Origin of the sequence: Burkholderia sp. S-53 (genome assembly GCF_025560745.1) — a bacterium.
GTDB lineage: Bacteria > Pseudomonadota > Gammaproteobacteria > Burkholderiales > Burkholderiaceae > Burkholderia > Burkholderia pyrrocinia.
This window is the reverse complement of record NZ_CP090482.1, coordinates 408,130-434,238: the sequence shown is the minus strand read 5'-3', so window position 1 is coordinate 434,238 and position 26,109 is coordinate 408,130. Positions and strand designations below refer to the sequence as shown.

Genomic DNA, 26,109 nt, shown 5'->3' with positions numbered 1-26,109 from the left:
ATCGCGCAGTCGCGTCACCGCGCGAGTGCCAGGGTCTTTTCGACGGCGGTGACGACTGCCGGGCGCGCGGCGATTTCGTCGTACCAGCGCGCCACGGACGGAAAGCGTTCGAGGGTCGCGCCGATCGCCTGATGGCGCCATATCCAGCCGAAGTGCGCGATGTCCGCGATGCTGTACGCATCGCCTGCCACGTATCGGGCGCGTTCGAGCACTTGATCGAGCACACCCAGCGTCCGGTGCACGTCCGCGAGCGCACGCGCTTTCGCATCGGGCTCCGGCGACGCCTGGATCGCCACCCGGAACGCCTGCAGGAATGCCGGGCTCAGTCCTGACGCGTGGAAAAAGAGTTGTTCGAACACCTTGCCGCGCTGCGGCCCGTCCTTCGGCAGCAGTTGCCCGGTTTTCTCCGCGAGGTAGACCAGGATCGCGGCCGACTCGCTCAGCACGATGTGGCCATCCGCGTGCGCCGACCGGTCGACGAGCACCGGTACCTTGGCATCGGGATTCATTGCCCGAAACGCGTCGGTCTTCTGTTCGCCCAGGCGCAGATCGACCGGCACGAGCCGATAATCGACGCCCATCTCTTCCAGCGCGATGGGCACCTTGACGCTGTTCGGCGTCGCGAATGCGAACACTTCAAGCGTGGCCGAATCGGGTCCGCCGGTGGCGGCGGCAATCTTTCCTTCGAGTTTGGGTTCCATGATTCATCTCTGCGTTGCGGTGAGACAAATGTAGGGCGCCGTGCTATTTTTCGAAACAGAAATGATTGCAAACCATCCTTGCAGAAATGTCTATGTCCAGACTGCCGGATTTTGAAGGTTTCGCGATGTTCGCGAAGGTCGCCGAGGAAGGCTCGTTCGCCGCCGCGGCGACGGCGATGGGCGTGTCGGTCGCAACGGTTTCGCGCGCCGTGACGCGCCTCGAAGAGCGGCTCGGCGGGCGGCTGTTCAACCGCACGTCGCGACGGCTCGCGCTCACCGATTACGGCCATACGCTGATCGAACGCGCGGCGAAGCTCTACACCGATGCGGAAGAAACCGAGGATTTCGCGCGCGAGACGTCGAGCCGCCCGCGCGGCCTCGTGAAGCTGGCGGCGCCGCTGTCGTTCGGCGCGCGCTGGGTTGCGCCGCTGCTGCCCGAGTTCTTCGCGCTCTATCCGGACATCTCCGTCGATCTGCATCTGACCGATGCGCAGTCCGACCTGATCGGCGACGGCTTCGACGCCGCGCTGCGGATCGCGATTCTCGAAGACTCGTCGCTCGTCGCGCGGCTCATCGCGCCGGTTCGTCGCTTCGTCGTCGCGTCGCCGGCCTATCTGTCGCACCATGGCCGCCCACGGCATCCGCAGGAACTCGGCACCCATCCGTGCCTGACGTACGCGAACCGCAGCCAGCGCGACGTCTGGCGCTTTACCCGCCGGGACGGCGAAACCTGCGCGGTCACGCCCGGCGGGATGTTGCGCGGCACCAGCGTGGAAGCATTGCTGCCGACGGTGCTAGCGGGGCTCGCGATCACCGAGCTTCCCGAGTTCGTCGCGACGCAGTATTTCGCGGCGAAGCAGCTCGAACCGATCCTGACCGACTGGCGCTTGCCCGAAGGCGGCCTGTACTTCGTCACGCCGTCTGCGCGCGCACGACCGGCCAAGGTCAGCGCGCTCGCCGATTTCTTCATCGCGAAGCTGGCCACGGCCGAGTGGCGCGCGCCGGCCAAACGATCGCGCTAGGCACGCGTGGCGGGTTCGTGCACGGCCCGTTCGGCCCTTCGATATCGACGATGCACCCACCGCTGCCACGGCGCGTTTGCGCTACGCCGTGCCGCACGCGGCCGGGTCGCGACGCCCACTCGCAAACGCCCGATTCGCCACCCCACGCACCGCTCGAACCCGTGTCGTTTACGACCGGATTACGGGCGCATGACCGATAGCCGGCTGCGCGTGTTTCTCTAAACTGGTTCACACAACACACCTGCCCGGTGTCGCCCGCTGCGCGCGTCACGCCGCCGACATCGAGGCACCCCCGAGACATCCGCTTTCGCAGTCCATCGGCCCGCACTACTCCATCGCATGCCTGCCCGGCCGGCTGCCAAGGCAATTCCAGGAGCGTTCATTGAGCCCGTCGCAAGCGCACCCCGCGAAAGCCCGGTCTTCGCGCACGTCCGTCAAGCTGGATGACATCACGATCGTCGATCCTGCCGTCCTCAAGCGCGCGGTCGGTGCAATGGCGTTCGGCAACGCGATGGAATGGTTCGACTTCGGCGTCTACAGCTATATCGCCGTCACCCTCGGCAAGGTGTTCTTCCCGTCCAGCAGCCCGTCCGCGCAGTTGCTCGCGACCTTCGGCACGTTCGCGGCCGCGTTCCTCGTGCGCCCGCTCGGCGGCATGGTGTTCGGCCCGCTCGGCGACCGCATCGGCCGCCAGCGCGTGCTCGCCGCGACGATGATCATGATGGCCGTCGGCACCTTCGCGATCGGCCTGATCCCGAGCTACGCATCGATCGGCATCATGGCGCCCGTGCTGCTGCTCGTCGCGCGTCTCGTGCAGGGTTTCTCGACCGGCGGCGAATACGGCGGCGCAGCCACCTTCATCGCCGAATTCTCGACCGACAAGCGCCGCGGCTTCATGGGCAGCTTCCTCGAGTTCGGCACGCTGATCGGCTACACGCTCGGCGCGGCGACGGTCGCGCTGCTCACCGCGACGCTATCGCAGGAAGCGCTGCTGTCGTGGGGCTGGCGCGTGCCGTTCTTCATCGCCGGCCCGCTCGGCCTCGTGGGCCTCTACATCCGGCTGAAGCTCGAGGAAACGCCGGCATTCAAGAAGGAAGCCGAAGCACGCGAAGCGGACGAACGCGCGCGGCCGAAGCAACGCTTCGCGACGCTGCTCGTCGAACAGTGGAAGCCGCTGCTGCAATGCGTCGGCCTCGTGCTGATCTTCAACGTGACCGACTACATGGCGCTGTCGTACCTGCCGAGCTACCTGTCGGCGACGCTGCACGTGCGCGAATCGCACGGCCTGTTCATGGTGCTGCTCGTGATGGTGCTGATGATGCCGATGACGCTGTACTCCGGACACCTGTCGGACAAGGTCGGCCGCAAGCCGGTGATGATGGCCGGCTGCGTGGGCCTGCTCGTGCTGTCGGTGCCGGCGCTGATGCTGATCCGCACCGGCGGCATGCTGCCCGTGTTCGGCGGGATGCTGATCTACGGCACGTTGCTGTCGACGTTCACGGGCGTGATGCCGTCGGCGCTGCCGGCGCTGTTCCCGACGCGGATCCGCTACGGCGCGCTCGCGATCGGCTTCAACGTGTCGGTGTCGCTGTTCGGCGGCACGACGCCGCTCGTCACCGCATGGCTCGTCGATCGCACCGGCGACCTGATGATGCCCGCGTACTACCTGATGGGCGCGTCGTTCGTCGGCATCGTGTCGGTGCTCGCGCTGCGCGAGACCGCGCGCCAGCCGCTGCCCGGTTCCGGGCCGTGCGTGTCGAGCCGCGCGGAAGCGCTGAGCATCGTGCGCGGCGGTGCCGAAGCAGCCCGCGTGCAAGGCAGGAAGTTCACGCCGGTCGGCGAGCGCGCATGACGCGGTTCGGCGTGACGCGACGCCGCGCGGCATGTGCCGCCGGCGTCGCCCGCGCGTGCTTCAGTTCGACGGCAACCGTTGCGCGTCGAACCAGTCGAGCAGCGCGCGCGTAACGAACGCGGGATTCTCCAGATTCGAGATGTGGCCGGCGTCCGGCACCAGTGCATGCGCGCAACCGATCACGCTCGCCATCTTCACGGTTTCCGACGGCGGGCGCGCCATGTCGCCCGCGCCGCACATCAGCAGCGTGCGTTCGGCATCCAGGTCGGCCAGCGCCGACAGCGTGTCGGGCCGGCCGAAGATCAAGCGGCCGAGCGGAACGATCGATTGCCGCAGCCGGTCGGCGGGCAGGTTCGCCAGCGCGTCGCGAAACGCGGTCGGCACCGGGTCCGCCAGATTGACGTCCGGCCGGAAGAACAGCGGCACGATCGCGTCGAGCAGCGGCGGCACGATGCAGCCCGCGGCGGCGATCGCATCGAGCATGCCGAAGTAGCGCAGGCGCGTCGCGTCGGGCTCGGCCTCCAGCGACGCATCCATCAGCACGAGCGAGCGGACGCGCTGCGGTTCGCGCAACGCGAGCCGCGCGCCCCACATGCCGCCGACGCTGAGCCCGACGACCGCACATTGTTCGATGTCCAGCGCGTCGAGCAGCGCACTCGCGTGCGCGGCGAGATCGTCGAGCGTCTGCGTGCCTTCGGGCAATGCGCCCGATGCGCCATGCCCCCACAGGTCCGGCACGATCACGCGATACTTGCGCGACAGCGCGTCGATCTGCGGCGCCCACATCGCCGAGTCCCACAGATAGCTGTGTCCGAGCAGCACCGGAAATCCGGTGCCGTGATCCTGGTAATGCAGGGTACTGCCGTGAATGGTGTGTGCGGGCATGTCGTCTCCGGGCGTCGGCACGATCGGCAGCGGCCCGGAAACGGGCGCCGCAATCAGAGGCGTTCTGCAACGAACGCGAAGCGGCGCATCATCGCACAGGTTGCGGACGATATGCATCGAGGAGCGCACGAACGCCCGCCAGTCAACGCGGCGCGATGCGTGTCGCCGCGCCCGCGACGACACGACGCGGCCGCGCTATCCGACGCGATACAGCGGCAGCACGTTGCTGCCGGCGTCGTCCTGGTTCGACACGAGCGGATGGCGGGCCTGTTCGAGCAGCCAGTTGGTCAGCACCGCGATATCGAACTCGTTGCACGCATCGGGGTTCTGCACGAGCACGTAGCTGCCCGATGCAACCGTGCAGTACGAGAACAGCTCGACGAGCCGGCCCTGCTTCAGCAGCCCGTCGACCAGCGGCCGCCGTCCGATCGCAATGCCGTGCCCGTCGACCGCGGCCTGGACCAGTTGGTCGTACTGACTGAAGTGCAATGCGCCGGCAGGCCGCAGGCGCGGCACGCCGAGTTCCTTCAGGAAATGGCTCCACGCGTGCCATGGCCACTCGCCGCGCGGATCGTCGAGATGCAGCAGCACGTGCTTGTCGAGGTCCGCCGGCGTCATCGACGCAACGTCGCCCGCCGCGGCCACCAGGCTCGGGCTGCAGACAGCCACGACACGCTCGCGAAACAGCACATCCGTGTCGTCCGTCGACGTACACGGCCCGGCATAGCGTACGGCCAAGTGCAAACGTTTGCGTTTAAGATCTTCAATTTCGCTCGTGGCAGACACGCGCACGTCGATGTCCGGATAGCTTGCGCGGAACGAACCGAGGCGCGGAATCAACCACAGCGCCGCGAACGACACGGTCGTCGACAACGAGATCGAGCGCTGGCCCACGCTCGACGACAGCTTGCCGATCACCGATTCCAGGTCGGACAACGCGAACGAGATCGCGTCGTACAGTTCCCGCCCCTTGTCGGTCAGCGTCAGCGAACGGATGTGCCGGTGAAAGAGTTCGATCCGAAGTTGCTCTTCGAGCGCCTTGACCTGGCGACTCACGGCAGATTGCGTGACGTTCAGTTCCTGCCCCGCACGCGTGAAGCTCAAATGACGCGCCGCGCATTCGAAGCCCCTCAGGAAATCCAGCGAAGGCAGACTTCTCAATCGCTTTGCCAATCTCACATTAGCCATACTGCCGCCTCAAAGTTGCATCCATCGCAGACAAGTCGCTATTTGTCTCCCCGAGCGCTTCCTTTCATTTGAATTCGGAAACGATTTTATATTGAAGCATACATGCATCTCATTCTTATTTTCAATCATGACACTTGTATTTATCTACCAATTTTCCGAGCACCCTTTTTCTTACACAAACATTTTAAAGTAGAGATTTTGTAAGTTAATTTGCGAACGACACCACGCCACAATTGATCGATAATCTCCGCTATTTCAGGCAGTTTCGGCAAACTGAGGCGCTGCATTGACGGTTTTCACGCTCAGACAGAACGATCGACTTAAACCTACAAATAAATTTCAATTACCTGTCTTTTGATTTGATTTATCGCATTACGAAAACATGCAAAATTCCGGCATGCATGCCGAATGCATATAAATCATGAATTCAGTGTTTATTGCGGCAGACTAAACACATGGAATTGCGCCTTCTTTTGCGCGCATTCAAGAAACTGGCGAACCGATTATTTCCGGAAATGAATAGCCCGCCGGTCGCGATCCGCGATCGGTTTTTTTCCACCTTCGTTCCGGCCGGCGCGTCCGGCCAGTTCCCGCGTGGAGCGAGCGGCACGGGCCGGTTACCCGCCGTCCACCGCCCCATTCATCCGCGTCGTCACCTCGCGGCGATAGCGGTTCAGTTCCTGTGCGGTCGCGAACGGGCGCTCGAACAGGATCGACAGGTTGTGCAGGATGCGCTCGACGACCTTCTTTTCCCACTCGCCGTCGAAACGGATCTGCTCGTCGAGCCAGCGCTCGAGCCATTCCGGATCGGGCAGGCGCGACTGCACGGTGTCGCGCGGGAACAGCGCCTGGTTCACGTGCAGGTTGGTCGGGTGCAGCGGCTTCTCGGTGCGGCGCGCCGACGCCATCAGCACGCCGATCTTCGCGAACGCGGCACGCGCGACGTCGCCGCAGTCGTTCAGCGCCTTCTTCATGTAGCGCAGGTACGCGCCGCCATGGCGCGCTTCATCGCGCGAAATCGTTTCGTAGATCTGCTTGATGACGGGCTCGGTGTGCCAGTCGGCTGCGCAGCGATACCAGTGGTTCAGGCGGATCTCGCCGCAGAAGTGCAGCATCAGCGTTTCGAGCGGCGGCGCCGGGTCGAACTCGAAGCGCACCGCGTGCAGTTCCGCTTCGGTCGGCACCATCTCCGGCCGGAAGCGGCGCAGGTATTCCATCAGCACGAGCGAATGCTTCTGTTCCTCGAAGAACCACACACTCATGAACGCGGAAAAGTCGCTGTCGTGCCGGTTGTCGCGCAGGAACATTTCCGTCGCGGGCAGCGCCGACCATTCGGTGATCGCGTTCATCCTGATCGTCTCCGCCTGCTCGTCGCTGAGCAGTGAGGCGTCGAACCGGTTCCACGGAATGTCCTTCTCCATGTCCCAGCGGACCGCTTCAAGCGACCTGAAAAGTTCCGGATAGAGCATCGTCGTCACCGTCGTCGAAAGGCGTTCGGGCCGGGCGCAGTCATGCCGACTGCGTGGACGCCGGTGCGGCCGCTTCGGCGTCGGGCGCGCGATCGTCCGCATCGTCGTCCACCGTGCGCGGCGACAGCTTGCCGCGCAGCAACGCGGAATAGAACTGCCGGTACGTGCGGTGGTAGTAGCGGATACGCGGCGCGATCGCGCCATGCAGGTCGTGCAGCCGCTCGATCGGCAGGTTCGGCATCATGTGGTGCTCGACATGATAGTTGTTGCCGTTCGTGAACCACGTCATGAATGCGTTGCTCTCGATCGTCCGCGTGTTGCGGAATGGATCGGTACTCGTCAGGTCGCAGCGATAGTGCTCCGGCATCTCGACCAGCGCATGCACGGGCGCCGCGACGAACACGAGCGGCACGACCCACACCCACACGACGAACCACGTGTGCAGCGCGAACGACAGGCCGGCCAGCAGCGCGATCGCCGCGACCATCAGCAGGTGATCGCGGCGGATCGCCCGCGACACGAGCGGGTTGTCGCCGAAGCGCGCGCCCGGCACGACGAGTTTCGCGACGTTCTTCGCGAACTGGATATAGTGCGCGGCCATCGACAACCGCCATGCCCACAGGCCGAGGTTGACGACGGGGCTGGCGCCGTACTGGTCGCCGTAGTCGAAGAATTCCTTGTTCTCGGGCGTGCCGAGCAAGCGGTGATGGCGCAAGTGGCTATCCTGGTACGCATGGAAAGACACGAGCATCGGCATGCCGACCAGCACGCCGAACACCATGTTGAGGCGCTTGCTCCTGAACCCCTGGTAATGCAGCGCCTGGTGCTGCAGCTCGACGCCGTGCGCATACATCGCGCCGATCAGCACGACGCCGACGATCTTCAGGAATACCGACGCCGATAGCGCGAACATCATGCCGTGCGCGATGAGCGCGACGTAGACCGCCAGCTTCAGCGAGAAAACCACGCCGCTCGGGCGGCTCTTCAGGTCTGCAACCGGTTTCGGGCGGGCGACAAGCGATGAGGTGACGGACAAAACGCTCTCCTTGGCCGGACCCTCGCCCGGCACCGTGGACATTGACGACGCTGGCGCGCTGCCGGGTTGCAATTCTTCTGTGAGTCGATGTTTCGGACAAACGAATTTTCCGAACGCATTGCATGACGCCCGCGCATGAGCGCACCACATCGTGAACTAGACGACCGGTCGAATGCGTATCGACCGTTCACCTCGGGCCTGTTCACGCTAATAACGGGCTTGCGCTGGTGGATGCGTGCCGCGCATGCATAGCCTGCGTAGATTCCGTTTGTCGCGTTGCATCGATCCGGCAAGAATCCCCCTCACTCGACGAACGGCGCCGCCGGCACCGTGGCGCGAGCGGCCGTGTTCCTCAACGGGAGATCCTCGTGACGAAGTGCGCATCCACCATTCATCGCCTGATCGAATCGCTCGAGGACGTCGCGGGCGCCACGCATCGCATGACGTTCGTCGACGATGCGGGCCGCGAAGCGGACATCACGTACCGGCGCTTCGCGGAAGAGGTGTTTCGCCAGGCCGGCGCGCTGCGCGAGCTTGGCGTCCGCGAGAACGACATGGTGATGCTCGCGCTGCCCGCATCGGTCGAGCTCGCGGCCGCGATGATGGCCTGCGTGATGACGGGCGCACTGCCCTGCACCGTGCCCGTCCCCGTGCGGCGCGCCGCCGCCGGGCGGCAGGTGGTCGACGTCGCATGCGAGCTGTACCGGCCGCGCGTCGTCGTCGCCGCGGATGCGCAGTCCGCCGCGTGGCGCGACGACGCGTTTCCCGCTGCGTCCACCCGCGTCGTCGATCTCGCGACGCTGTCGATCGCCGCGGATGCCGGCACGCGCGCGCTGATCAGCGCGAAGAGCGGCCGTGATCCGCATCACGTGCAGCTCACGTCCGGCTCGACGTCGCATCCGAAGGCAGCCGTGCTCAGCCACGAGAACGTGATTGCGAACGTGCTCGGCATCGGCGGATCGGTCCGCTTCGACATCGCGGCCGGCGACGGCACCGCGTCGTGGCTGCCGCTCTATCACGACATGGGGCTGCTCACCCTGCTGTCGAACCTGCACTACCGTGCGCCGTTGCTGATGATGCAGCCGAACAGCTTCATCCGGAATCCGCTCGGCTGGTTGAAGCGCATCGCATCGGCGCGCGCGACGACGACGTCGGTGCCGACCTTTGCGCTGCGCTACTGCGTGCGCCGTTTCAATGCCGCCGCGATGGACGGCGTCGACTTGTCCGCATGCCGCAACATCTTCATCGGCGGCGAGCGCGTGGACGACACGACGCTGCGCGATTTCGCCGCCACGTTCGCGCCGTACGGGCTCGCGGCGTCGGCATTGCAGCCGTGCTACGGAATGGCCGAGTCGACGCTCGCGGTGTCGATGCACCGTGCCTGGCATGAAGGTGCGGTCGACGGCGCGCCGTACGTGATCGCGGACACGCTCGACCGTCGCGCGCTGATCGAGCGCCGCGACGCGCAACCGGTCGCCTCGAACGACGGCGACGCCAAGGAAACCGAAACCGTGCTCGCGATGGGCACGCCGATCGACGGGATGGCATTCCGCATTCTCGACGACAGCGACCACGCACTGCCGAGCCGCGCCGTCGGCGAAGTCGCGATCCGCGGCACGTCGGTGATGCTCGGCTACCTGAATCCCGACGACGGCACGATCGCCGCGCCGCTGACGGCCGACGGCTGGTTCCGCACCGGCGACATCGGTTACGTCGCCGACGGTCAGCTTCATATCCTCGGCCGCAAGAAGGAAGTCATCATCATTCGCGGCAGCAACTACTTCCCGCACGAGATCGAGGAGGCGCTTGCGTCGCACAGTGCGCTACGCAAGAGCACCTGCATCGCGTTCGGACTGCCCGATCCCGAAACGGGCACCGAGCGGCTGGTCGTCGCGATCGAAGCGCGGCCGGTCGACGCGACGCCGCAAACTCGCACCGAGTGCCAGCAACTGCTCGCGTCGCGCATCGGGTTCGCCGCGCAGGATCTGTGCTTCGTCGAACCCGGCTCGCTGCCGCGCACGACGAGCGGCAAGCTGCAGCGCCTGAAGTGTCGCGACCTCTATGCAAACGGCGCGCTGCCCGTGATCCATGCGCCGGCTGCCGTTGAAGTCGGTCAGGGAGCGTACGCATGACATCCGCATCGCTCCCGCCGGTGCTCGAGCTGCGCGACGTCTCACGCGTCTACGAGGGCGCGGGCCGCGTCGTCGCGGTGCGCGGCGCGACGATCTCGATCGGCCAACGCGACGTGGTCGCACTCGTCGGCCCGTCGGGCAGCGGCAAGAGCACGCTGCTCAACCTCGCGGGTTTTCTCGACGTGCCGAGCACCGGCGAACGCTGGCTCGAAGGCCGCCGGATCGACGATGCGCCGGACACGCTCGAACGGATTCGCCGCGAACGCATCGGCTTCGTGTTCCAGCAGTTCAACCTGATTCCGGTGATGTCGGCGCTCGAGAACGTCGAGCTCGGCTGCTTCGCATGGGGCACGCCGCGCACACGCCGCGAGCGTGCCCGCGCGATGCTCGACGCGGTCGGGCTCGCCGCGCGCGAACGCCATCGCCCCGGCGAACTGTCCGGTGGCGAGCAGCAGCGGGTCGCGCTGGCCCGCGCGCTGGCCAAGGAACCGGCCATCGTGATCGCGGACGAGCCGACCGCGAGCCTCGACAGCACCAACGCGCTGGCGGTCGCCGAGCTGATCCTCGACACCAACCGCACGCTGGGAACCGCCTTTCTGATTGCGTCGCACGACGATCGTCTGTGCGCGCGCCTGCCTCGCCGCATCGAGATGCGCGACGGCGTACCGGGAGTGAACCGTGAACTGGTCGACGTTTGCGTGGCGTAACCTCTGGCGCAACCGGCGCCGCACCGTGCTCACGATGGCGATGATCGGCGTCGCCGCGTTCGCGTCGAGCCTCGCGCTCGGTTACGTGATCGCGACCTTCGACGCGGTGCGCGAAGGGTCGATCGACAGCGGCGTCGGTCATGTGCAGGTGCTGCATCACGGCTACCTCGACCTGATCGGCGAGCGGCCGCTGCAATACGGGCTGACCGCCGACGAGCAGGCCGCCGCGGCGCGCGCCGTGGCCACGCTGCACGACGTCGCGACGACCGCGCGCGGCATCGACTTCGACGGGCTGGTCTCGAACGGCGATCTTAGCTACGGCTTCGTCGGCGAAGGCATCGAGCCGAATCGCGAGCCGCCCGGCTTCTTCGACTATCACACGGTGCTGTCGGGCCGCTACCTGTCGCCGACGAATGCCGGCACCGAAGTCGTCGTCGGCGCCGAGCTCGCGCGCAAGCTCGGCGTCCACGTGGGCTCGGTCGTGCAACTGATGGCATCGACCGCGCACGGCGGCATCAACGCGACCGACGCGCAGATCGTCGGCGTGATGAGCACCGGCAACAAGGACGTCGACGAGCGCATCGTCAACGTGACGTTCACCGCCGCGCAGGCGCTGCTGCGCACCGACCGCGCGTCGCGCATCGCGGTGTTCCTGTCGGATACGTCGCACACGCCGGCCGCCGCCGCGACGCTGCGCGCCGCGCTGCCATCGCTCGACGTGAAGACCTGGGACCAGCTCGTGTCGCTCTATCACCAGGTCGTCGCGCTGTACAAGAACCAGTTCTCGGTATTCGGCGCGATTCTCAGCGTGACGATCCTGCTGTCGATGAGCAACTGGATCCTGATGAGCATCGTCGAGCGCCGCCGCGAGATCTCGACGCTGCGCGCACTCGGCGTGCCGGCCGCCACGGTGCGCGGCGTGCTGATCCAGGAGACCGCGCTGCTCGGCCTGCTCGGCGCGGCCGCCGGCATCGCGGTGGCGCTGCTGACGATGGTCGCGCTCAATCACGCGCAGATCCACCTGCCCGCGCCGCCGGGCCGCGTGAAGCCGATCCTGCTCGAATTCACGGTATCGCCGGCCGCCGTGGCCGCCGTCGAAGGCGCGTTCGTCGTGCTCGGCGTGGCCGCCGCGCTGCTCGCGACGCTCGGACTCGCCAAACGCAACATCCTCGAAGGACTCGCCCCATGATCCGCATTCGCATCATGAACGCCGCTTTCGCCGCGCTCGTCGCGTGCGCGCCGGCCGCCCACGCGGCCGACGCACCGACAGCACAGACCATGCTCGCCCGTGCCGACGCGTATCGCAGCACGGCCGCCGATACGCAGACGAACATCGAGATCACGAACCTGGTCGGCGGACAATCCGGCGACGCGACGCGCTATCTCGTCTATACGCGCGGCAACGGCGACACGCTCGCGCTGACCCGCAGCGGCGAGAACGACGGCCAGAAGTACCTCGCAACGACGCGCGGGCACTGGTTCTACGTGCCGAACACGCGCAGCGCGGTGCGCATCAACGGAATGCAGCGGCTGCAGGGTGAAGTCGTGATCAGCGACATCACGCGCACGCACTGGGCGGACAGCTACCGCGCGACGGCCGCGCCCGGCACGACGGCGATCGCCGGCAAGCCGGCCACCGAGCTCGACCTGACCGCGACCGATCCCGACAACGTCTATCCGACGATCAAGCTGTGGGTCACGCCCGACAGCGACGTGCCGGTGCGCGCGCAGTTCTTCCTGGCGAGCGGCCTGCTGTTCCGCAGCGCCGATTTCTCCACGCCGGTCGATGCGAACGGACGCAAGGTGATCCGCAAGATCACGTACCGCAACGAGATCGAAAAGCAGCGCGCGAGCGTCGTCGACATCCTCGACGGCCAGCCGCGCAAGATTCCGTCGGGCTGGTTCAATCCCGACACGCTTGCCGATGGCCAGTGACAACGAGGCCCGCGCCGATGCCCATCGTGACCGCTTCCGTCCGTCGCCCGACCGCGCAAACCGCGCATGGCATCGCGCCGCGCTCGCCGTCCCGCTCGTGCTCGGCTGCACGTTCGCGCATGGAGAATCGCTGATGAACCAGTTGAGCACGCTGAACGGCATCGCGTACACCCGCTCCGTCGACAGCATGGACGGCCATGCGCTGCTCGGCAACCTGATCGGCGACCAACCGCGCAACCAGCAGGAAGCCGGCCTGCTCGCCCGCATCGATGGCGAGAACCTGTTCATGAATGCGCGTGTCGTGGCCAGCAATCACTCGCTCGGCGCACAGGCGAGCCGCTTCAACGAGGCCGGCGTGCGCTACGCGTTCGACAACGGCATCACGGTCACGGCCGGCAAGCGGATCGACCCGCTCGACACGTCGCAGGCGTTCTTTCCGCTCGGCTTCTTCCAGAAGCGGGCCGCGACCGCGGATATCTACGATCGCTACGGCGACGTCGAAGGCACGCCGCTCGTCGAGGCGAAATGGGCCGGCGAACAGACCACGCTGCAGTTCATCGCCGGCGAGAACCGCACGTTGCGCAACGACGTCGACAACCGCGACGTGCAGGGCGCGACGCAGCTCGTGCGCGGCGCGTACAACTGGTCGGGCGGCTCCGCCGCGTTGCTGGCCGGCCGTCACGCGGGCCGTGGCGGCGCCGGCGCGACGCTGTCGTTCGACGTCGCGCGCTCGAACACCGTCTACGCGAGCGCGTGGCTCGAACGCGGCACGACGCGGCCGCTGCCGGCGTTCATCGCGAACGGCACGCCGCTCGATTCGGCGGCGGCCTACGACGCGGTCGATCGCCGCAACGACCGCCAGGTCATGTGGCGCAGCGCGGTCGGGATGCAGAGCGCGCTGCCCGGCAACCTGTCGCTGATCGTCGAGTGGTCGCACGACGAGGCGCGCTACGACGCAAACCAGTGGCGCCAGATGGTCGGCGCGGTCCGCGCGAACAACGCGCTGCTGCCCGTCGCGCCCGGCGCCGCGCTGGCCGGCCTCGGCGGCACGGCCGATTTCGTGAGCGTCGACGGCAACCTGCGCGACTACCTGTTCGCGCGGCTCGGCAAGAAAGTCGGCCGTATCGAATATTCGTTGCGCGGCGTCTATTCGCCGCAGGACAAGGGCCTGCTCGCGATCGCCCAGGTCGTCGCCGACGTGAACCAGCGCGTGAGCGTCGATGTCGCGCTCTCGCACGCATTCTCCGACAGCAACTCCGAGTACCGGATGGTCGGTCTCGGCACTCGCATCGACGCCGCCGTGCGCGTGCGCTTCTGACAGGAACCCTGCCATGTCCACGCTTTCCGTCCCCGCTCCGTCCGCCGGCCCGATGTCGCCCCCGCTGCTGCGCGTGGCCGACCAGGCCGCGTATCCGGTGCTGCGCCACCTCGACACGATAGGCACGCTCGGCACGCCGCCGCACGCCGCGGCCCGGCTCGTCGAAGCCGCTGCGGTGCGGCTGCTCGACAGCGAGATGGTGATCGGACTGCGCGCCGCCACGCCGGACGTGCTGCCCGATTCGTCCGCATCGACGCCGTTGCGGCACGACGAGGCGCCGCTCACCGAAGCGCTGCTCGAACAGATCGGCCGCGAAGGCTTCCACCACCTGTTCAAGCCGTTCATGCGCGCGTTCATCCGCATCATGTTCGGACTGTTCTTCTCCGACGACCAGAACCGCCGTGCGTGCGACTGCATCGACGCCGGTCACAACTTCGCGTTCCTGATGAGCGACGGCGGCGGCCCGACCCTTGCCGCGTGGCGCACGGTCGTGCGCAGCGACGACAGCGGCCTCGCGCTCACCGTCGACAAGGTGTGGGGCATCGAGGCGCACCGCGACTGCATGGCGGTCGTCGCGGCGCGCTTGCCGGGCGTGATGTTCCCGGCCGCGTATCTCGTGTGGCCCGACGAGTATCGCAAGCTGAAGCGCGCGACCTGTGGCGCGCCGTTCCTCGCGGGCAACCTGCAGCTGGCGAACGTCGGCGGCCAGGTGCGCGTCAGCGCCGAGGATCGCCTGCGGATCGGCGGCCCGACCGTGTTCAACAAATACCTGACCGTCGTGCGGCCGTACTTCGTCCGCGCGCTGATGGCGCACGTCGGCTGGCTCGAACGGACCGGCCGTGTCGAACTCGACGCCGACGCGCGCGCCGTGCACCGCTTCATCGCGGACGCCGCGCGCAGCCAGACCGACGACGCGCACTACAGCTTCGGCAAGGTGCAGCGCGTGCTCGCGATCAAGCTGCTGTCGAACGAGTTCCTGACGGCACTCGTGCGCGACGGCAAGGTGGCGGCCTTCGACGACCAGCGCGACCTGCTGGCGTTTTCGAAGATGGAAGGCAGTTCGTACCGTTGTTATCACGAGCTTCGCAAGAGCCTGCGCTGCGAAGCCGGTAGTTGACCCACGCGACAGGCCGATCGATCCCGATCAACCCACTTCAGACCAAGGAGCTCCTCTCATGACGACCCAGAACGTTCCGGCCGACGCGCTCGACATCCTGTCACGCGAAGTCGCGAAGATCCTCAACGTCGAAACCGTCGACACCGACGCCGGCATCGGCGAACTCGGCATCGATTCGCTGAACATCGTCGAGCTGATCGTGTTCTGCGAACAGCTCTACGGGTCGATCGACCCGGAAGCGCTGAACATCACGCAGTACACGACGCTTCAGCAGCTCGACGCGCAGCTGCGCCGCCAGCAGCACGCCGCCTGACACGACGATGCTCGCGCCTCTTGCCACCGTGGCGGCAGCCGCCGTCCAGCCGGCCCCGGCGACCGCGCTGACCGTGCAGGCGCTCGCGTACCGGCGCGTCGCGCCGTCGCGCGACGGCGCGGCCGTGCCGCTCGACGACACGGCACACGCGATCGGCACGCTCGCGTGCGCCGAACGCGAGCGGCTGTGCGGCGCGATCGGCGCGGACGACTACGTGGTCAGCTCGACGATCCTGTCGATGCTGCTGATGAACGATTCGCCGCAGCACCGCGTATTCGCGAAGGCACTCGCCGGCGCGAACGACTACACGCCCGACTGGATGACCTGCTCGTACGAATGCGCGGGCTGGGGCCATGTGCTGCGCCGCACGCTCGCGACCGCGGCCGAGACCGGGCCGCGCACGCTGCTGCTGCAGATCGTCGACATCGACGTGCACGGCTATACGTACTGGCACGGCAACCCCGCATGGGGACGCTCGGGCTTCGGCGTCTGCACGCTGCTCGTCGATGTCGGCCGCGCACCCGCGCAGTCGGTGCTGGCCGACGCCGCGCCGCCGGCCAGCGCGGTCGTGCGGCTGGGTCGCGACATCCGCACCTTCTGCGCGGCGCGCCCCGGCGTGCACGCGGCGCTGCCGTTCTTTCCGGCCACGTCGCGCCGCGCGCTGCTGGCGTCCGTCGGCAAGACGCCGCTGCTGCCGGACGGCCACGGGCTGTTCGGTCATGCGTTCGGCAGCGATCCGTGGCTGTCGGTGCTGCTCGCGCACCGCGACGGCGACACGCCGCGCCGCGCGGCCGTCTGCTCGCTCGCGCTGAACGGCTATTACGCGATCGCCGACGTCGCGTTCGCGCCGGACGCGATGTTCTCTCTCGAAGGCGAGGCGTGACATGGTGCGACCCGTTCACTTCACCTACCGGATCGAACGCGATGCGCAGCGGCCCGTCGCGGTCGCGGCGAGCGCGTACCGGATGCCGCTCGACACGCCCGCCGACTATGCGCGGGCCGCGCTCGCGGAAGCGGCCTGCAACGCGTACGACGCCGGCGACGCATCCGGCGGCGAACGCCGCGTGCTGCTCGACCATGTCCAGTATTTCGCATTCCTCGCCGAAACCACCGTGCGAATCCGCGACGCCGTGCATCCGGACGCCCGCGTGTTCATCGAAGTCTGCGCGCCGTATTTCGGCGCGCTGCCGGCCGAACTGCTCGCGCCGCACGTGCTGCTCGGCGTGCACCTGTACGACGAAGCGCTGCGCGATGCCGCGCGCGGCGCGCCCGTCGTATGGATCGGCGACCGGATCCTGCGCGATGCCGAGTTCGCCGGCGACAACCGCGTGTGCTGCGCGATCTGGCCCGCGCGGCTCGCCGACGCGTTCGACGCGCAACTGCGCGGCCCGTGGCCGTCGTATGCGATCCGGCTCGTGCCGCATCCGGGCGCGTCGCGCGCCGCCGTCACGTTTTCCGATTCCGCCCATCATTCCGGCGCCGCCGCGCGGCCGGGGAGACCTTGACATGACTCACACGCTCACCGTTATGCAGGACACCGCCGATATCCGCTGGTCGATGCCCGTCGACGCGCTGATGTCGAACGACTACGCGCTGCGCGAAGAGGCGCTGAACCGGCTGTACGAAAAGGCGAAGGCGTCGCAGTGGGACGTCGCGACCGACGTCGACTGGAGCCACGACCTCGACCCGGCGAATCCGCTCGGCATGCCCGACCCGACGCTGCTGATCTACGGGACCGAGCTGTGGGGCAAGCTGTCCGACACCGACAAGCGCGAGGTGCGCCATCACGCGCAGGGCTGGCTGCTGTCGCAGATCCTGCACGGCGAGCAGGCCGCGCTGATCTGCGCGTCGAAGCTCGCATCGGCCGAGTCCGGCCTGAGCGCACGCCTGTGCGCGGCCGCGCAGATGATGGACGAAGCGCGCCACGTCGAGGCCTACGCGAAGCTCGTCAACGAAAAGCTCGACGTCAGCTACCCGATGAGCCGCTCGCTGAAGGGGCTGCTGCACGACACGATCACGAGCAGCGCGCTCGACATGACGAACCTCGGGATGCAGGTGCTCGTCGAGGGCATCGCGCTGTCGATCTTCCAGAGCGTCGTCGCGTACAGCACCGATCCGTTCATCAAGGATCTGTTCATGCGGATCCAGCGCGACGAATCGCGTCATTTCGCGGTCGGCCGGATCACGCTGTGCCGCGTGTACGCGGAGATGAGCTCGCACGAGCTGCGCGAGCGCGAGCAGTTCGTCTGCGAAGGTGCGGCCGTGCTGTACGAGCACCTGTGCGCGGACGACATCTGGGAACCGATGGGGCTGTCGAAGCGTGAATGCAGCGCGATGGTGCGCGAATCCCCGGTGTCGAGCTCGATCCGCCGCTCGATCTTCCGGCGCCTCGTGCCGACGATCCGCGAGATGGGCCTGCTCACGCCGACCGTGCAGGCGACCTTCGAAAAACTCGACGTCCTCGACTACGCGGCGATGCCGCTCAACTGACATGACGATGCCCACCTCCCACGCATCCCGCGACGCCGGCTTCTGGATCGGCATCGACGCGGTGGCCTACGAGCTGCCGGGCCTGCCCGTCGATATCGAGACCTGGGCCGCCGAACGCGACTACCCCGCGCAGCGGGCCGCGGCGATCGCGCAGTCGGGCAGCCGCTATTTCCATATGGCGCTCGACACGAGCGAGACCGATCTCGCGATCGCGGCGGCCGGCCGCCTGCTCGACACGGCCCGCGTGCAGCCGTCCGACATCGGCGCGATCGTGCACGTGCACACGCAGCAGTTCAGCGTGCCGCCCGCGCCGCGCAGCCTGCCGCACGAACTCGCCGCGCATTTCGGCATCGAGCCGCTGTGGCTCGGCTCCGTCGCGCAACTGAACTGCGTGTCGGTGGCGGCCGGCATCGAGACGGTCCGCGCGCTGATGCGCAGCCATCCGCAGCTCGACGCGGCGCTCGTCGTATCGTCCGACCGCGTGTACGGCGAGGATTACCGGATGCGGCAGATGACGGGCGTGCAGTGCGACGGCGCGGCCGCGATGCTGATCGCGCGCAACAGCACGAAGAACCGGCTCGGCGGCATCGCGATCGAGACGCATGCGAAATGGCACCGCGGCTCGGATACCGTCGCCGCGAACGAGGCCGACCTGATCATGATGGAGTGGCCGTACACGCGCAAGGCGATCGACGCGGCGGTCGCGCTCGAGCCGCACGCGCTCGATGCATACGAACTCGTGCTGCCGCACAACGCCGACCTGCCCGGCTGGAACGCGCTGTGCCGCGCGATGCGCGTGCCGGCCGAGCGACTGTATGCAGAAAATATCTTTGCGCGCGGCCACGCATGCTGTTCGGATTTCCCGATCAACCTGGCCGACGTCGGGCTCGATGCGGTCGCGCACGGCAAGCGCGTGCTCGGCGTGATGCAGTCGAACTGCGGCGCGTATGCGGCCGCCACGCTCCATCCGGTGGATCGCCATGACGCGTGAACGCCCGCTTCCGCCCGCCGGCGATCACGCATGGATCGCCGACCTGCGCACGCCGTGCTACGTGTACGAGCCGGAAGTCGCGATCGCGCGCTATCGATCGTTGAAGGCGCATCTCGGTACGAAGCTGATCGTGTCGCTGAAGGCGAACCCGAACCAGGACATGCTCGCGCGCTGCGCGCATGCGTACGAGGACGGCGTCGAGCTCGCGAGCCGCGGCGAACTCGACGCGGTGATCGGCCGGATCAAGACGCCGCGCTACCTGAACAATCCGTCGATGGACGAGATGTTCATGCGTGCGGGGCTCGCGTCGCGCTGCCATTTCGTGCTCGACAACCCGGACGCGGTCGCGCGCTTCGTGCCGCTGGCGCGCGAGGCGGCGGCCGGCGGCAGCACGCCGGGCCCGGTCCTGCTGCGCCTGAACGCCGGCGCGCTCGCCGGTGACGACGCGCGCGCGCTGTGGCATGACCACTTCGGGATGACGCCGAACGAAGCGCACGACGCGGTGCGCACGCTCGCCGCCGCCGGCTTGGCCGTAGCCGGGCTGCACGTGTTCTCCGGCCCGCATTCGTTCATCCGCCAGGATGCGACGCAACCCGACACGCTCGTGCTGCCCGCACGGCTCGCGGCGCTCGCACGCGATCTCGCGCCCGCCAACGGCGCGCCGCTCGGCTCTCTGAGCCTCGGCGGCGGCTTTGCCGACGATCATCCGGGCGATGCCGCGTTCGCGCGCTATGCGACCGCGCTCGCGCCGCTGGCCGGCGATTACGCGCTGGCGCACGAAGCCGGCCGCGCAATCTTTGCCGACGCGGGCGTGTTCGCGACCCGCGTCGTCGCGGTCAAGGCGTGGCAGGACCGCACGATCGCCGTCTGCGACGGCGGCCTGTCGCATGCGTTCCTGCTCGCGCAGACCGAATCGGTGATGCGCCGCCTTGCCGCGCCGTCGCTCGTGCGCCGCACGCCTGCGCCGCCATCGCGCGGCGTGCCGACGATCTACGCCGGCAGCACCTGCAGCCGCGCGGACGTGATCGGCCGCGACGACACCGGCGCACCGCCGCAGGTCGGCGACATCGCCGTGTTCGCGCGCTGCGGCGCGTATCACCGCACGTACTCGATGGCGCATTTCCTGTCCCACGACGCCGCGCACGTGTACGTGCGGCCCGCCTGACACATCCAGAGAGAGGAGCCGATCATGAACGCACTGATCAGCGTCGCCGACCTGCTCGAGCACGGCGCACAGCGCTGGCCGCAGCATCTCGCGTATGCCGACGGCGGCGGCGCGATGACCTACGAACAGCTCGCGCGCGCGGTCCGCCGCGCGGCCGCCGCGCTCGCGTCGCGCGGCGTGCTGCCCGGCGAGCGCGTCGCCATCTACGCGCCGAAGCGCATCGAGACCGTGGTCGCGATGCTCGCGGCCAACGCACTCGGCGCGATCTTCGTGCCGGTCAATCCGCAGTTGAAGGAAGCGCAGATCGAACACATCGTCGCCGACAGCGGCGCGGCATTGTTCGTGACCGGCGCGCAGCGGCTCAAGCGTCTGCCGGCACTCGCATCGCTGGTCGGTACGCGCGTGCTGCTGATCGAGGAACTGGCCGATGCGATCGCCGCGCCGGGCGACGCGCCGGCGCCGGCCCCCGCGGGCCGGCCGGTCGACGACGATCCGGCCGCACTGCTCTACACGTCCGGCTCGACCGGCAAGCCGAAAGGCGTCGTCGTGTCGCACCGCAACCTCGTAGCGGGCGCATTCAGCGTGGCCGCATACCAGGGGCTGGCCGACGACGATGTCGTGCTCGGCGTGCTGCCGCTCAGCTTCGATGCGGGCCTGAGCCAGCTCACGACCGCGCTGGCGTCCGGCGCGTGCTACGCGCCGCTCGACTTCCTGCAGCCGGCCGAGGTGCCGCGCCATTGCGACACGCTCGGCGTGACGTCGATCACCGGCGTGCCGCCGTTGTGGATGCAGCTCGCGTCCGCCGGCTGGAGCGACACGGCGCGCGCGCGGATCCGCCGCTTCGCGAACACCGGCGGCCACCTCGCGACGCCGCTGCTGCACCGCTTGCAGGCGCTGTTCACGAACGCCGCGCCGTACCTGATGTACGGGCTGACCGAAGCATTCCGCTCGACGTACCTGGCGCCGGCCGACGCCGCGCTGCGCCCGACGTCGATCGGCAAGGCCGTGCCGAACGCGGAAATCCTCGTGCTGCGCGCGGACGGCAGCGAATGCGCGGCCGACGAGCCCGGCGAACTCGTGCATCGCGGCGCGTTCGTCACGCTCGGCTACTGGAACCGGCCCGAGCTGACCGCGCAGCGCTTCCGCGCGCTGCCGCGCCGGCACGGCGAGATCCCGCGCGGCGACGTCGCGGTGTGGTCCGGCGACATCGTGCGGCGCGACGCGGACGGCTACCTGTACTTCGTCGCGCGCGGCGACGACATGATCAAGACGTCCGGCTATCGCGTGAGCCCGACCGAGATCGAGGACGTGCTGTTCGCGCTGCCGCACATCCGCGAAGCGGCGGTATTCAGCGTCCCTCACCCGGCGCTCGGCGAAGCGATCGCCGCATGCGTCGTGTCGACGCTCGACGCCGACGCGTGCCGTGCCGACATCGCGCGCGCCTGCCGCGACGCGCTGCCGACCTACATGAGCCCGCTCGTCGTCGAGCCGCTGCCGGCGTTGCCGCGCAACCCGAACGGCAAGATCGACCGCCCGGCGCTCAAAACCCAGTATCGCGACGCGTTCGCGCGCCCGAACCTCGAGGAGAACGCCGCATGACCCTGTCGACGCTCGATGAAACCTGCCTCGACGCGCGCCGCGTCGCCGCACCCGGCACGCTCGCGCTGTCCGGCGGCGTCGTGGTGCTGCCGCCCGCCGTCGTGTTCAGCGCGATCCAGGCGCAGGAGCGCCATCCCGGCTACCGGCACCTGCTGTTGCCGCAGGCGCGCTTTGCGCGGCCGCGCGGAACGGGCGCGCTGACGCCCGAAGAAGGCACGCGCCTCGCGCCGGGCGGCCGGCCCGCGCTGCGGGTCGCGCCGCCCGGGCGCAGCCTCGCCGATCTCGCCGCCGATGCCGCGCTCGACCTGCGCGACCAGCTCGGCTCCGGGCAACTCGCGCGCACGACCCACGTGATCGTCGCGAGCTGCGCGCTCAACGAAGGCATCGGCGACTCGGTCGTCGGCCGCATGCAGTACGAACTCGGCCTGCAGCGCGTGACGCCGTTCGCACTCGGCCAGAACGGCACGCTCGGCTGGTATTCGGCGCTGATGCTGCTCGACGGGCTGCTCGACGAAGGCGACCAGGCGCTCGTGATCCTGAGCGACAAGTGGCTCTACCCGTTCTTCCGCCAGTTCGGCGACCTGGTCGGCTACGGCGACGCAGCCGCCGCATTGCTCGTGTCGCGCGTCGGGCCGGCGCCCGAGCTGGACGCATGGGGCGGCGTGCGGTCCGTCGCGGTCGAATTCGGGCCATCGATCGCCGATCCGTGGGCCGACGCGCCGGCCGCGCTGCGCGACACGCTCGCGCCGGTCGCCGCGCGTGCGATCCGCCGCGCGCTCGATCAGGCGAACCTGCGCGCGAACCAGATCGACTGGTGCGTGCCGCCCGGCTTCGATCCCGGCTTCGCGGCACGCGTGGCCGACGCCGCGTCGATTCCGCTCGGCGCGCGGATCCAGCACGACGGGTCGGGCCATCTGTCGTCGGCCGAATCGGCGGCCGCGCTGATCCGGCTCGCGGGCGCGCTCGACGAAGGCGAGCGCCGCACGGTGCTCGTGTGGGACGCGGCACTGCATGGCGCGGCGGCAGCCGCCGTCGTCGACCTCGCCGGCGGCTTCGACGCCGCGCTCGATATCGAAGGAGATGCATGATGAGCGCCTACAAGGTGAGCCTGCGCGAACTGCGCTTTTTTCTGTGGGAGCTGTTCGAAGCGGATCGGCACTTTCTCGAGCACGGGCCGTACAGCACGCACGATCGCGCGTCGGTCGACGCGCTGCTCGAACGCGCGCGGGACTTCGCGCTCGACCTCGGCCGCAGCTACCAGCAGGCGGACGTCGAAGGCTGCACGCTGCTCGACGACGGCCAGGTGCGCATTCCGTCGCATTTCCACGCGCTGTGGGCGCGTTTTCGCGACGAATGGTCGAACACGCTGTTCGGCACCGCGCACGGGTTGCCGCCGATCGTCACGCAGATGATCTACGAGATGTTCATGGGCGCGAATCCGTCGTTCATGACGTACGGCGGCTTCACGCGCCCCGCGATCAAGCTGCTGCAGATGCACGGCACGCCGCACCAGAAGGCGCTGATCGCACCGCTCGAGGCGTACCGCTGGGACGCATGCTTCTGCGCGACCGAACCGCAGGCCGGCACCGACCTGACCGCGGTCGCGCTGCGCGCGACGCCGCTCGAACGCGACATCTACGCGATCGACGGCGAGAAGGTCTACATCTCGGCCGGCATGCACGAGCTGACCGAGAACACGCTGTATTTCGTGCTCGGCCGCATCGATACCGCGTCGCCGGACTCGTTCTCGCTGTCGTGCCTCGTCGTGCCGCGCTTCTGGCCGGACGAGGAAACCGGCGAGCTGCAGCCGAACCATGTCGACTGCATCGGCCTGCCGCGCAAGATGGGGCTCAAGGGCTGCGCGAACACGCACCTGGTGTTCGGCTCGAACGGCACGACCAAGGGCTGGCTGCTCGGCGGCCGGCGCAACGTCGGCCTGCTGCAGCTGATGCCGCTGATGAACCAGGCGCGGATGAGCACGGGGATGTTCGGCGTCGGCGTCGCGTCGAGCGCGTACCTGCACGCGGTCGAGTACGCGGGCCGCCGGCTGCAGGGCCGGCCGATCGAGCGCGCGTCGAACACGAACGCCGCACGCGTCGCGATCGTCGAGCACGCGGACGTGCAGCGCATGCTCGTCGACATGAAAAGCCGCGTCGACGGCTGCCGCGGCCTGCTCGGCAAGCTCGCGGCGACCGCGACGCGCGCGGCGATGCTCGAAGCGACACCCGATGCCGACCCGGCCGAGATCGAGCGCCATCGCAAGCTCCAGCTGCTGCTCACGCCGATCTGCAAGGCGTTCATCTCCGACCAGGCGTGGCGGATCTGCGAAACCGCGATCCAGGTGCACGGCGGGCTCGGTTATACCGACGCGAGCCCCGTCGAGCAGAACGCGCGCGACGTGAAGATCCTGTCGATCTGGGAAGGCACGAACTACATCCAGGCGCAGGACCTCGTGCGCGACAAGCTCGGCTTCGGCCGCCATTCGCGGCTGATCCAGTACTACCGCGTCGAGCTCGACGCGTTTCTTGCACGCCAGCATCACGCGGGCACGCACGCGGAACTGCGCCCGCTGTTCGACGCGCTGCGCGCGGGCGCCGACCGGATCGCCGCCGCGCTCGACGACATCGCGCGCGACGTGCAGGACGGCCACACGCACCGCAGCAGCCAGTTCTACACGCGCTTTCTCGAGATGTTCGGTGTCGTCACGTCGGCGTGGGTGCTGCTCGAATCGGCGACGATCGCCGCGCGCCGGCTCGACGCGCCGGACACGGCCGACACGCCCGCCGAACTCGCGTTCTATCGCGGCAAGCTGAAAAGCGCGCGCTACTACTTCGCGAACGTGCTGCCCGTCGTCGACCAGCACGCGGCGGTGATCGCCGCGATGGCGCAGGCGGCAATCAGCGTCAGCAGCGACGAACTCGCGCAGGTGGAATGACATGAACACCCCACTCGATTCCGGCGCGGCCGTCACGAACGGCGACGCCCCGCGCAACCTGCTCGGCCGCCCGGCGACCCGCCATCGCGGCACCGACATCGACGGCGCGACGCTCGAACCCGAAGCGCTGCGCGTGCGCGATCTCGACCTGAACGCGCTGATCGGCGCGACGACGTTCGAAGGTGCGCTCGCGCACCTGTGGTTCGACGTCGCGCCGGGCAGCAGTGAGCACGAAGCACACGAGGTGGCGATCCGCGCGAGGCTGGCTGCGTTCGCCGACGCGCTGGCGCCCGGTTCGGCCGCGCAGTTCGTCGCCGCGAACACCGGCGCGGCGGGCGTCGCGCCGGTGTTCGCGGCCGCGTCGGGCCTGTTGCGCGGCCTCGATGACGTACAGGCACGCGTGCACGGCGGCGAGCCGGACGACGCCGATCTCGACGCGATGCTGCTGTGCGCGGCCGCCACGCCGTTCCTGCTGCACGCGGCGATCGAGGGCCGGCCGTTCGCTGCCGGCGCCGGCGCATCGCTCGGCGCGGCCACAACGCAAGCGCAACGCATGCTCGTGCTGACCGGCGCGACGCGCACCAACGCAGCGGCGCAAGCCGCGATGGACATGCTGCTCGTCGCGTGGCATGCCGGCTTCGGCTACATCACGCCGACCGTGCTCGCGCCGCGCGTCGCGATCGGCACCGGCGTCACGCTGACGCAGGCGATCGCGGCCGGCTTCCTTGCAAGCGGGCCGTCGCACGTCGGCGCCGCGCTCGAAGCGATGAACTGGCTCGGCGCGCTCGCGCGGTCGGTGCCGGGTGGCGCCGGCGCACCAGCCACCGCACTCGACGAGGCCGGTCGTACCGCGATCGATGCGGCGCTCGATGCGAAACGCACGCTGTACGGCTTCGGCCATCCGCTGTTCGTCGCCGATCCGCGTCCGCCGCACATGCGTCGCCTGTTCGCGGCGCACGGCTTCGACGGCGCGTACGTGACGCTGTTCGACGCGTGTTGCGCGCAGGCCGACGCGCGCCGCGCGCTTCAGCCGAACATCGATTTCCTGACCGCCGCGACGCTGCTCGAACTCGGTGTCGCCGCGCCGTCGTGGGGCGTCGGCGTCGGGCTCGGCGCCCGCATCGCGGCGATGGCCGCGCATGCGGTCGAACGCCGCCGCCGCCCCGCGTTCGGCGTCAACAGCGCGACCGCGCGACGGCTGCTGGCCGCCGTGCCGGTCGGCTGGCTGTGATCCCTCCCCCTTCCGCAAAAGGA

Annotated in this window: 23 protein-coding genes; 18 read left to right on the top strand and 5 right to left on the bottom strand. The window is 68.4% G+C overall.

The window, feature by feature from the left end:
* Window positions 1-14 precede the first annotated feature (14 nt).
* Window positions 15-701, bottom strand: coding sequence for a glutathione S-transferase family protein (locus tag LXM88_RS01705; RefSeq protein ID WP_262531453.1), 687 nt, complete (start codon window positions 699-701; stop codon window positions 15-17).
* Between the two features lie 92 nt (window positions 702-793).
* Between LXM88_RS01705 and LXM88_RS01700 the strand changes: the two genes are divergently transcribed.
* Both LXM88_RS01700 and proP read left to right on the top strand, forming a co-directional pair.
* Complete coding sequence (locus LXM88_RS01700) at window positions 794-1,723, top strand: LysR family transcriptional regulator (RefSeq protein WP_262531452.1); 930 nt, start codon at window positions 794-796, stop codon at window positions 1,721-1,723.
* 382 nt (window positions 1,724-2,105) lie between these two features.
* Window positions 2,106-3,575 (top strand): glycine betaine/L-proline transporter ProP, encoded by a 1,470-nt coding sequence (gene proP / locus LXM88_RS01695; RefSeq protein WP_262531450.1) that lies wholly within the window; start codon window positions 2,106-2,108, stop codon window positions 3,573-3,575.
* 60 nt (window positions 3,576-3,635) lie between these two features.
* Here the strand turns inward: proP and LXM88_RS01690 are convergent, their stop codons facing one another.
* The 4 genes from LXM88_RS01690 to LXM88_RS01675 all read right to left on the bottom strand — a co-directional run bounded on the left by LXM88_RS01690 (window position 3,636) and on the right by LXM88_RS01675 (window position 8,105).
* Window positions 3,636-4,460, bottom strand: coding sequence for an alpha/beta fold hydrolase (locus LXM88_RS01690; protein ID WP_262531449.1), 825 nt, complete (start codon window positions 4,458-4,460; stop codon window positions 3,636-3,638).
* 195 nt (window positions 4,461-4,655) lie between these two features.
* The gene (locus tag LXM88_RS01685; protein WP_318654674.1) at window positions 4,656-5,648 is read right to left on the bottom strand and encodes a LysR substrate-binding domain-containing protein; all 993 of its coding nucleotides are present in this window, start codon (window positions 5,646-5,648) and stop codon (window positions 4,656-4,658) included.
* 617 nt (window positions 5,649-6,265) lie between these two features.
* Window positions 6,266-7,126 carry a ferritin-like domain-containing protein gene (locus tag LXM88_RS01680; RefSeq protein ID WP_262531447.1) on the bottom strand — a complete coding sequence of 287 codons (861 nt, stop codon included), beginning with the start codon at window positions 7,124-7,126 and terminating at the stop codon, window positions 6,266-6,268.
* Between the two features lie 31 nt (window positions 7,127-7,157).
* Window positions 7,158-8,105 (bottom strand): fatty acid desaturase family protein, encoded by a 948-nt coding sequence (locus tag LXM88_RS01675; RefSeq protein ID WP_047904442.1) that lies wholly within the window; start codon window positions 8,103-8,105, stop codon window positions 7,158-7,160.
* A 416-nt stretch (window positions 8,106-8,521) separates the two neighbouring features.
* On the opposite strand from LXM88_RS01675, the gene LXM88_RS01670 reads away from it, so the two are divergent.
* The 16 genes from LXM88_RS01670 to LXM88_RS01595 are packed head-to-tail and all read left to right on the top strand — an operon-like array spanning window position 8,522 to window position 26,086.
* Entirely contained in the window at window positions 8,522-10,285 is a 1,764-nt protein-coding gene (locus LXM88_RS01670) for a fatty acyl-AMP ligase (protein WP_262531445.1), read from the top strand.
* The gene (locus LXM88_RS01665) at window positions 10,282-10,992 is read left to right on the top strand and encodes an ABC transporter ATP-binding protein (RefSeq protein WP_262531443.1); all 711 of its coding nucleotides are present in this window, start codon (window positions 10,282-10,284) and stop codon (window positions 10,990-10,992) included. The genes LXM88_RS01670 and LXM88_RS01665 overlap by 4 nt, the downstream gene beginning before the upstream one ends.
* Window positions 10,964-12,181, top strand: coding sequence for an ABC transporter permease (locus LXM88_RS01660; RefSeq protein ID WP_262531442.1), 1,218 nt, complete (start codon window positions 10,964-10,966; stop codon window positions 12,179-12,181). Before LXM88_RS01665 ends, LXM88_RS01660 begins: the two co-directional genes overlap by 29 nt.
* Window positions 12,178-12,927, top strand: a complete 750-nt coding sequence (locus LXM88_RS01655; RefSeq protein WP_262531440.1) for an outer membrane lipoprotein-sorting protein — start codon at window positions 12,178-12,180, stop codon at window positions 12,925-12,927. The genes LXM88_RS01660 and LXM88_RS01655 overlap by 4 nt, the downstream gene beginning before the upstream one ends.
* Window positions 12,917-14,245 carry a hypothetical protein gene (locus LXM88_RS01650; protein WP_262531439.1) on the top strand — a complete coding sequence of 443 codons (1,329 nt, stop codon included), beginning with the start codon at window positions 12,917-12,919 and terminating at the stop codon, window positions 14,243-14,245. The genes LXM88_RS01655 and LXM88_RS01650 overlap by 11 nt, the downstream gene beginning before the upstream one ends.
* A gap of 13 nt (window positions 14,246-14,258) precedes the next feature.
* Entirely contained in the window at window positions 14,259-15,362 is a 1,104-nt protein-coding gene (locus LXM88_RS01645) for a hypothetical protein (RefSeq protein ID WP_262531438.1), read from the top strand.
* Window positions 15,363-15,420: 58 nt separating this feature from the next.
* Window positions 15,421-15,675 carry an acyl carrier protein gene (locus tag LXM88_RS01640; RefSeq protein WP_011350104.1) on the top strand — a complete coding sequence of 85 codons (255 nt, stop codon included), beginning with the start codon at window positions 15,421-15,423 and terminating at the stop codon, window positions 15,673-15,675.
* 7 nt (window positions 15,676-15,682) lie between these two features.
* Window positions 15,683-16,558: a hypothetical protein gene (locus tag LXM88_RS01635; protein ID WP_262531427.1), complete on the top strand. Its 876-nt coding sequence runs from the start codon at window positions 15,683-15,685 to the stop codon at window positions 16,556-16,558.
* Window position 16,559: 1 nt separating this feature from the next.
* Window positions 16,560-17,180, top strand: a complete 621-nt coding sequence (locus LXM88_RS01630; RefSeq protein ID WP_262531426.1) for a hypothetical protein — start codon at window positions 16,560-16,562, stop codon at window positions 17,178-17,180.
* Between the two features lies 1 nt (window position 17,181).
* A complete protein-coding gene (locus tag LXM88_RS01625; protein ID WP_262531425.1) occupies window positions 17,182-18,165 on the top strand; it encodes a ferritin-like domain-containing protein in 984 nt (327 codons plus the stop codon).
* 1 nt (window position 18,166) lies between these two features.
* Window positions 18,167-19,156, top strand: a complete 990-nt coding sequence (locus LXM88_RS01620; protein WP_262531424.1) for a 3-oxoacyl-ACP synthase — start codon at window positions 18,167-18,169, stop codon at window positions 19,154-19,156.
* On the top strand, window positions 19,146-20,321 hold the full coding sequence (locus tag LXM88_RS01615) for a PLP-dependent decarboxylase (protein WP_262531423.1): 1,176 nt from the start codon (window positions 19,146-19,148) through the stop codon (window positions 20,319-20,321). The genes LXM88_RS01620 and LXM88_RS01615 overlap by 11 nt, the downstream gene beginning before the upstream one ends.
* A 24-nt stretch (window positions 20,322-20,345) precedes the next feature.
* Window positions 20,346-21,920, top strand: coding sequence for an acyl-CoA ligase (AMP-forming), exosortase A system-associated (locus LXM88_RS01610; protein WP_262531422.1), 1,575 nt, complete (start codon window positions 20,346-20,348; stop codon window positions 21,918-21,920).
* Window positions 21,917-23,008: a hypothetical protein gene (locus tag LXM88_RS01605; protein WP_262531420.1), complete on the top strand. Its 1,092-nt coding sequence runs from the start codon at window positions 21,917-21,919 to the stop codon at window positions 23,006-23,008. Before LXM88_RS01610 ends, LXM88_RS01605 begins: the two co-directional genes overlap by 4 nt.
* Window positions 23,008-24,855, top strand: a complete 1,848-nt coding sequence (locus LXM88_RS01600) for an acyl-CoA dehydrogenase (protein ID WP_262531419.1) — start codon at window positions 23,008-23,010, stop codon at window positions 24,853-24,855. The genes LXM88_RS01605 and LXM88_RS01600 overlap by 1 nt, the downstream gene beginning before the upstream one ends.
* A gap of 1 nt (window position 24,856) precedes the next feature.
* Window positions 24,857-26,086 (top strand): citrate/2-methylcitrate synthase, encoded by a 1,230-nt coding sequence (locus tag LXM88_RS01595; RefSeq protein ID WP_262531418.1) that lies wholly within the window; start codon window positions 24,857-24,859, stop codon window positions 26,084-26,086.
* Window positions 26,087-26,109: the final 23 nt, after the last annotated feature.

What these genes read in the sequence shown, in the direction of transcription:
- LXM88_RS01705 (WP_262531453.1), bottom strand. Translation starts at nt 701, where the DNA reads ATGGAACCCAAACTCGAAGGAAAGATTGCCGCCGCCACCGGCGGACCC.
- LXM88_RS01700 (WP_262531452.1), top strand. Translation starts at nt 794, where the DNA reads ATGTCCAGACTGCCGGATTTTGAAGGTTTCGCGATGTTCGCGAAGGTC.
- LXM88_RS01690 (WP_262531449.1), bottom strand. Translation starts at nt 4,460, where the DNA reads ATGCCCGCACACACCATTCACGGCAGTACCCTGCATTACCAGGATCAC.
- LXM88_RS01685 (WP_318654674.1), bottom strand. Translation starts at nt 5,648, where the DNA reads ATGGCTAATGTGAGATTGGCAAAGCGATTGAGAAGTCTGCCTTCGCTG.
- LXM88_RS01665 (WP_262531443.1), top strand. Translation starts at nt 10,282, where the DNA reads ATGACATCCGCATCGCTCCCGCCGGTGCTCGAGCTGCGCGACGTCTCA.
- LXM88_RS01655 (WP_262531440.1), top strand. Translation starts at nt 12,178, where the DNA reads ATGATCCGCATTCGCATCATGAACGCCGCTTTCGCCGCGCTCGTCGCG.
- LXM88_RS01650 (WP_262531439.1), top strand. Translation starts at nt 12,917, where the DNA reads ATGGCCAGTGACAACGAGGCCCGCGCCGATGCCCATCGTGACCGCTTC.
- LXM88_RS01645 (WP_262531438.1), top strand. Translation starts at nt 14,259, where the DNA reads ATGTCCACGCTTTCCGTCCCCGCTCCGTCCGCCGGCCCGATGTCGCCC.
- LXM88_RS01640 (WP_011350104.1), top strand. Translation starts at nt 15,421, where the DNA reads ATGACGACCCAGAACGTTCCGGCCGACGCGCTCGACATCCTGTCACGC.
- LXM88_RS01635 (WP_262531427.1), top strand. Translation starts at nt 15,683, where the DNA reads ATGCTCGCGCCTCTTGCCACCGTGGCGGCAGCCGCCGTCCAGCCGGCC.
- LXM88_RS01630 (WP_262531426.1), top strand. Translation starts at nt 16,560, where the DNA reads ATGGTGCGACCCGTTCACTTCACCTACCGGATCGAACGCGATGCGCAG.
- LXM88_RS01625 (WP_262531425.1), top strand. Translation starts at nt 17,182, where the DNA reads ATGACTCACACGCTCACCGTTATGCAGGACACCGCCGATATCCGCTGG.
- LXM88_RS01620 (WP_262531424.1), top strand. Translation starts at nt 18,167, where the DNA reads ATGACGATGCCCACCTCCCACGCATCCCGCGACGCCGGCTTCTGGATC.
- LXM88_RS01615 (WP_262531423.1), top strand. Translation starts at nt 19,146, where the DNA reads ATGACGCGTGAACGCCCGCTTCCGCCCGCCGGCGATCACGCATGGATC.
- LXM88_RS01610 (WP_262531422.1), top strand. Translation starts at nt 20,346, where the DNA reads ATGAACGCACTGATCAGCGTCGCCGACCTGCTCGAGCACGGCGCACAG.
- LXM88_RS01605 (WP_262531420.1), top strand. Translation starts at nt 21,917, where the DNA reads ATGACCCTGTCGACGCTCGATGAAACCTGCCTCGACGCGCGCCGCGTC.
- LXM88_RS01600 (WP_262531419.1), top strand. Translation starts at nt 23,008, where the DNA reads ATGAGCGCCTACAAGGTGAGCCTGCGCGAACTGCGCTTTTTTCTGTGG.
- LXM88_RS01595 (WP_262531418.1), top strand. Translation starts at nt 24,857, where the DNA reads ATGAACACCCCACTCGATTCCGGCGCGGCCGTCACGAACGGCGACGCC.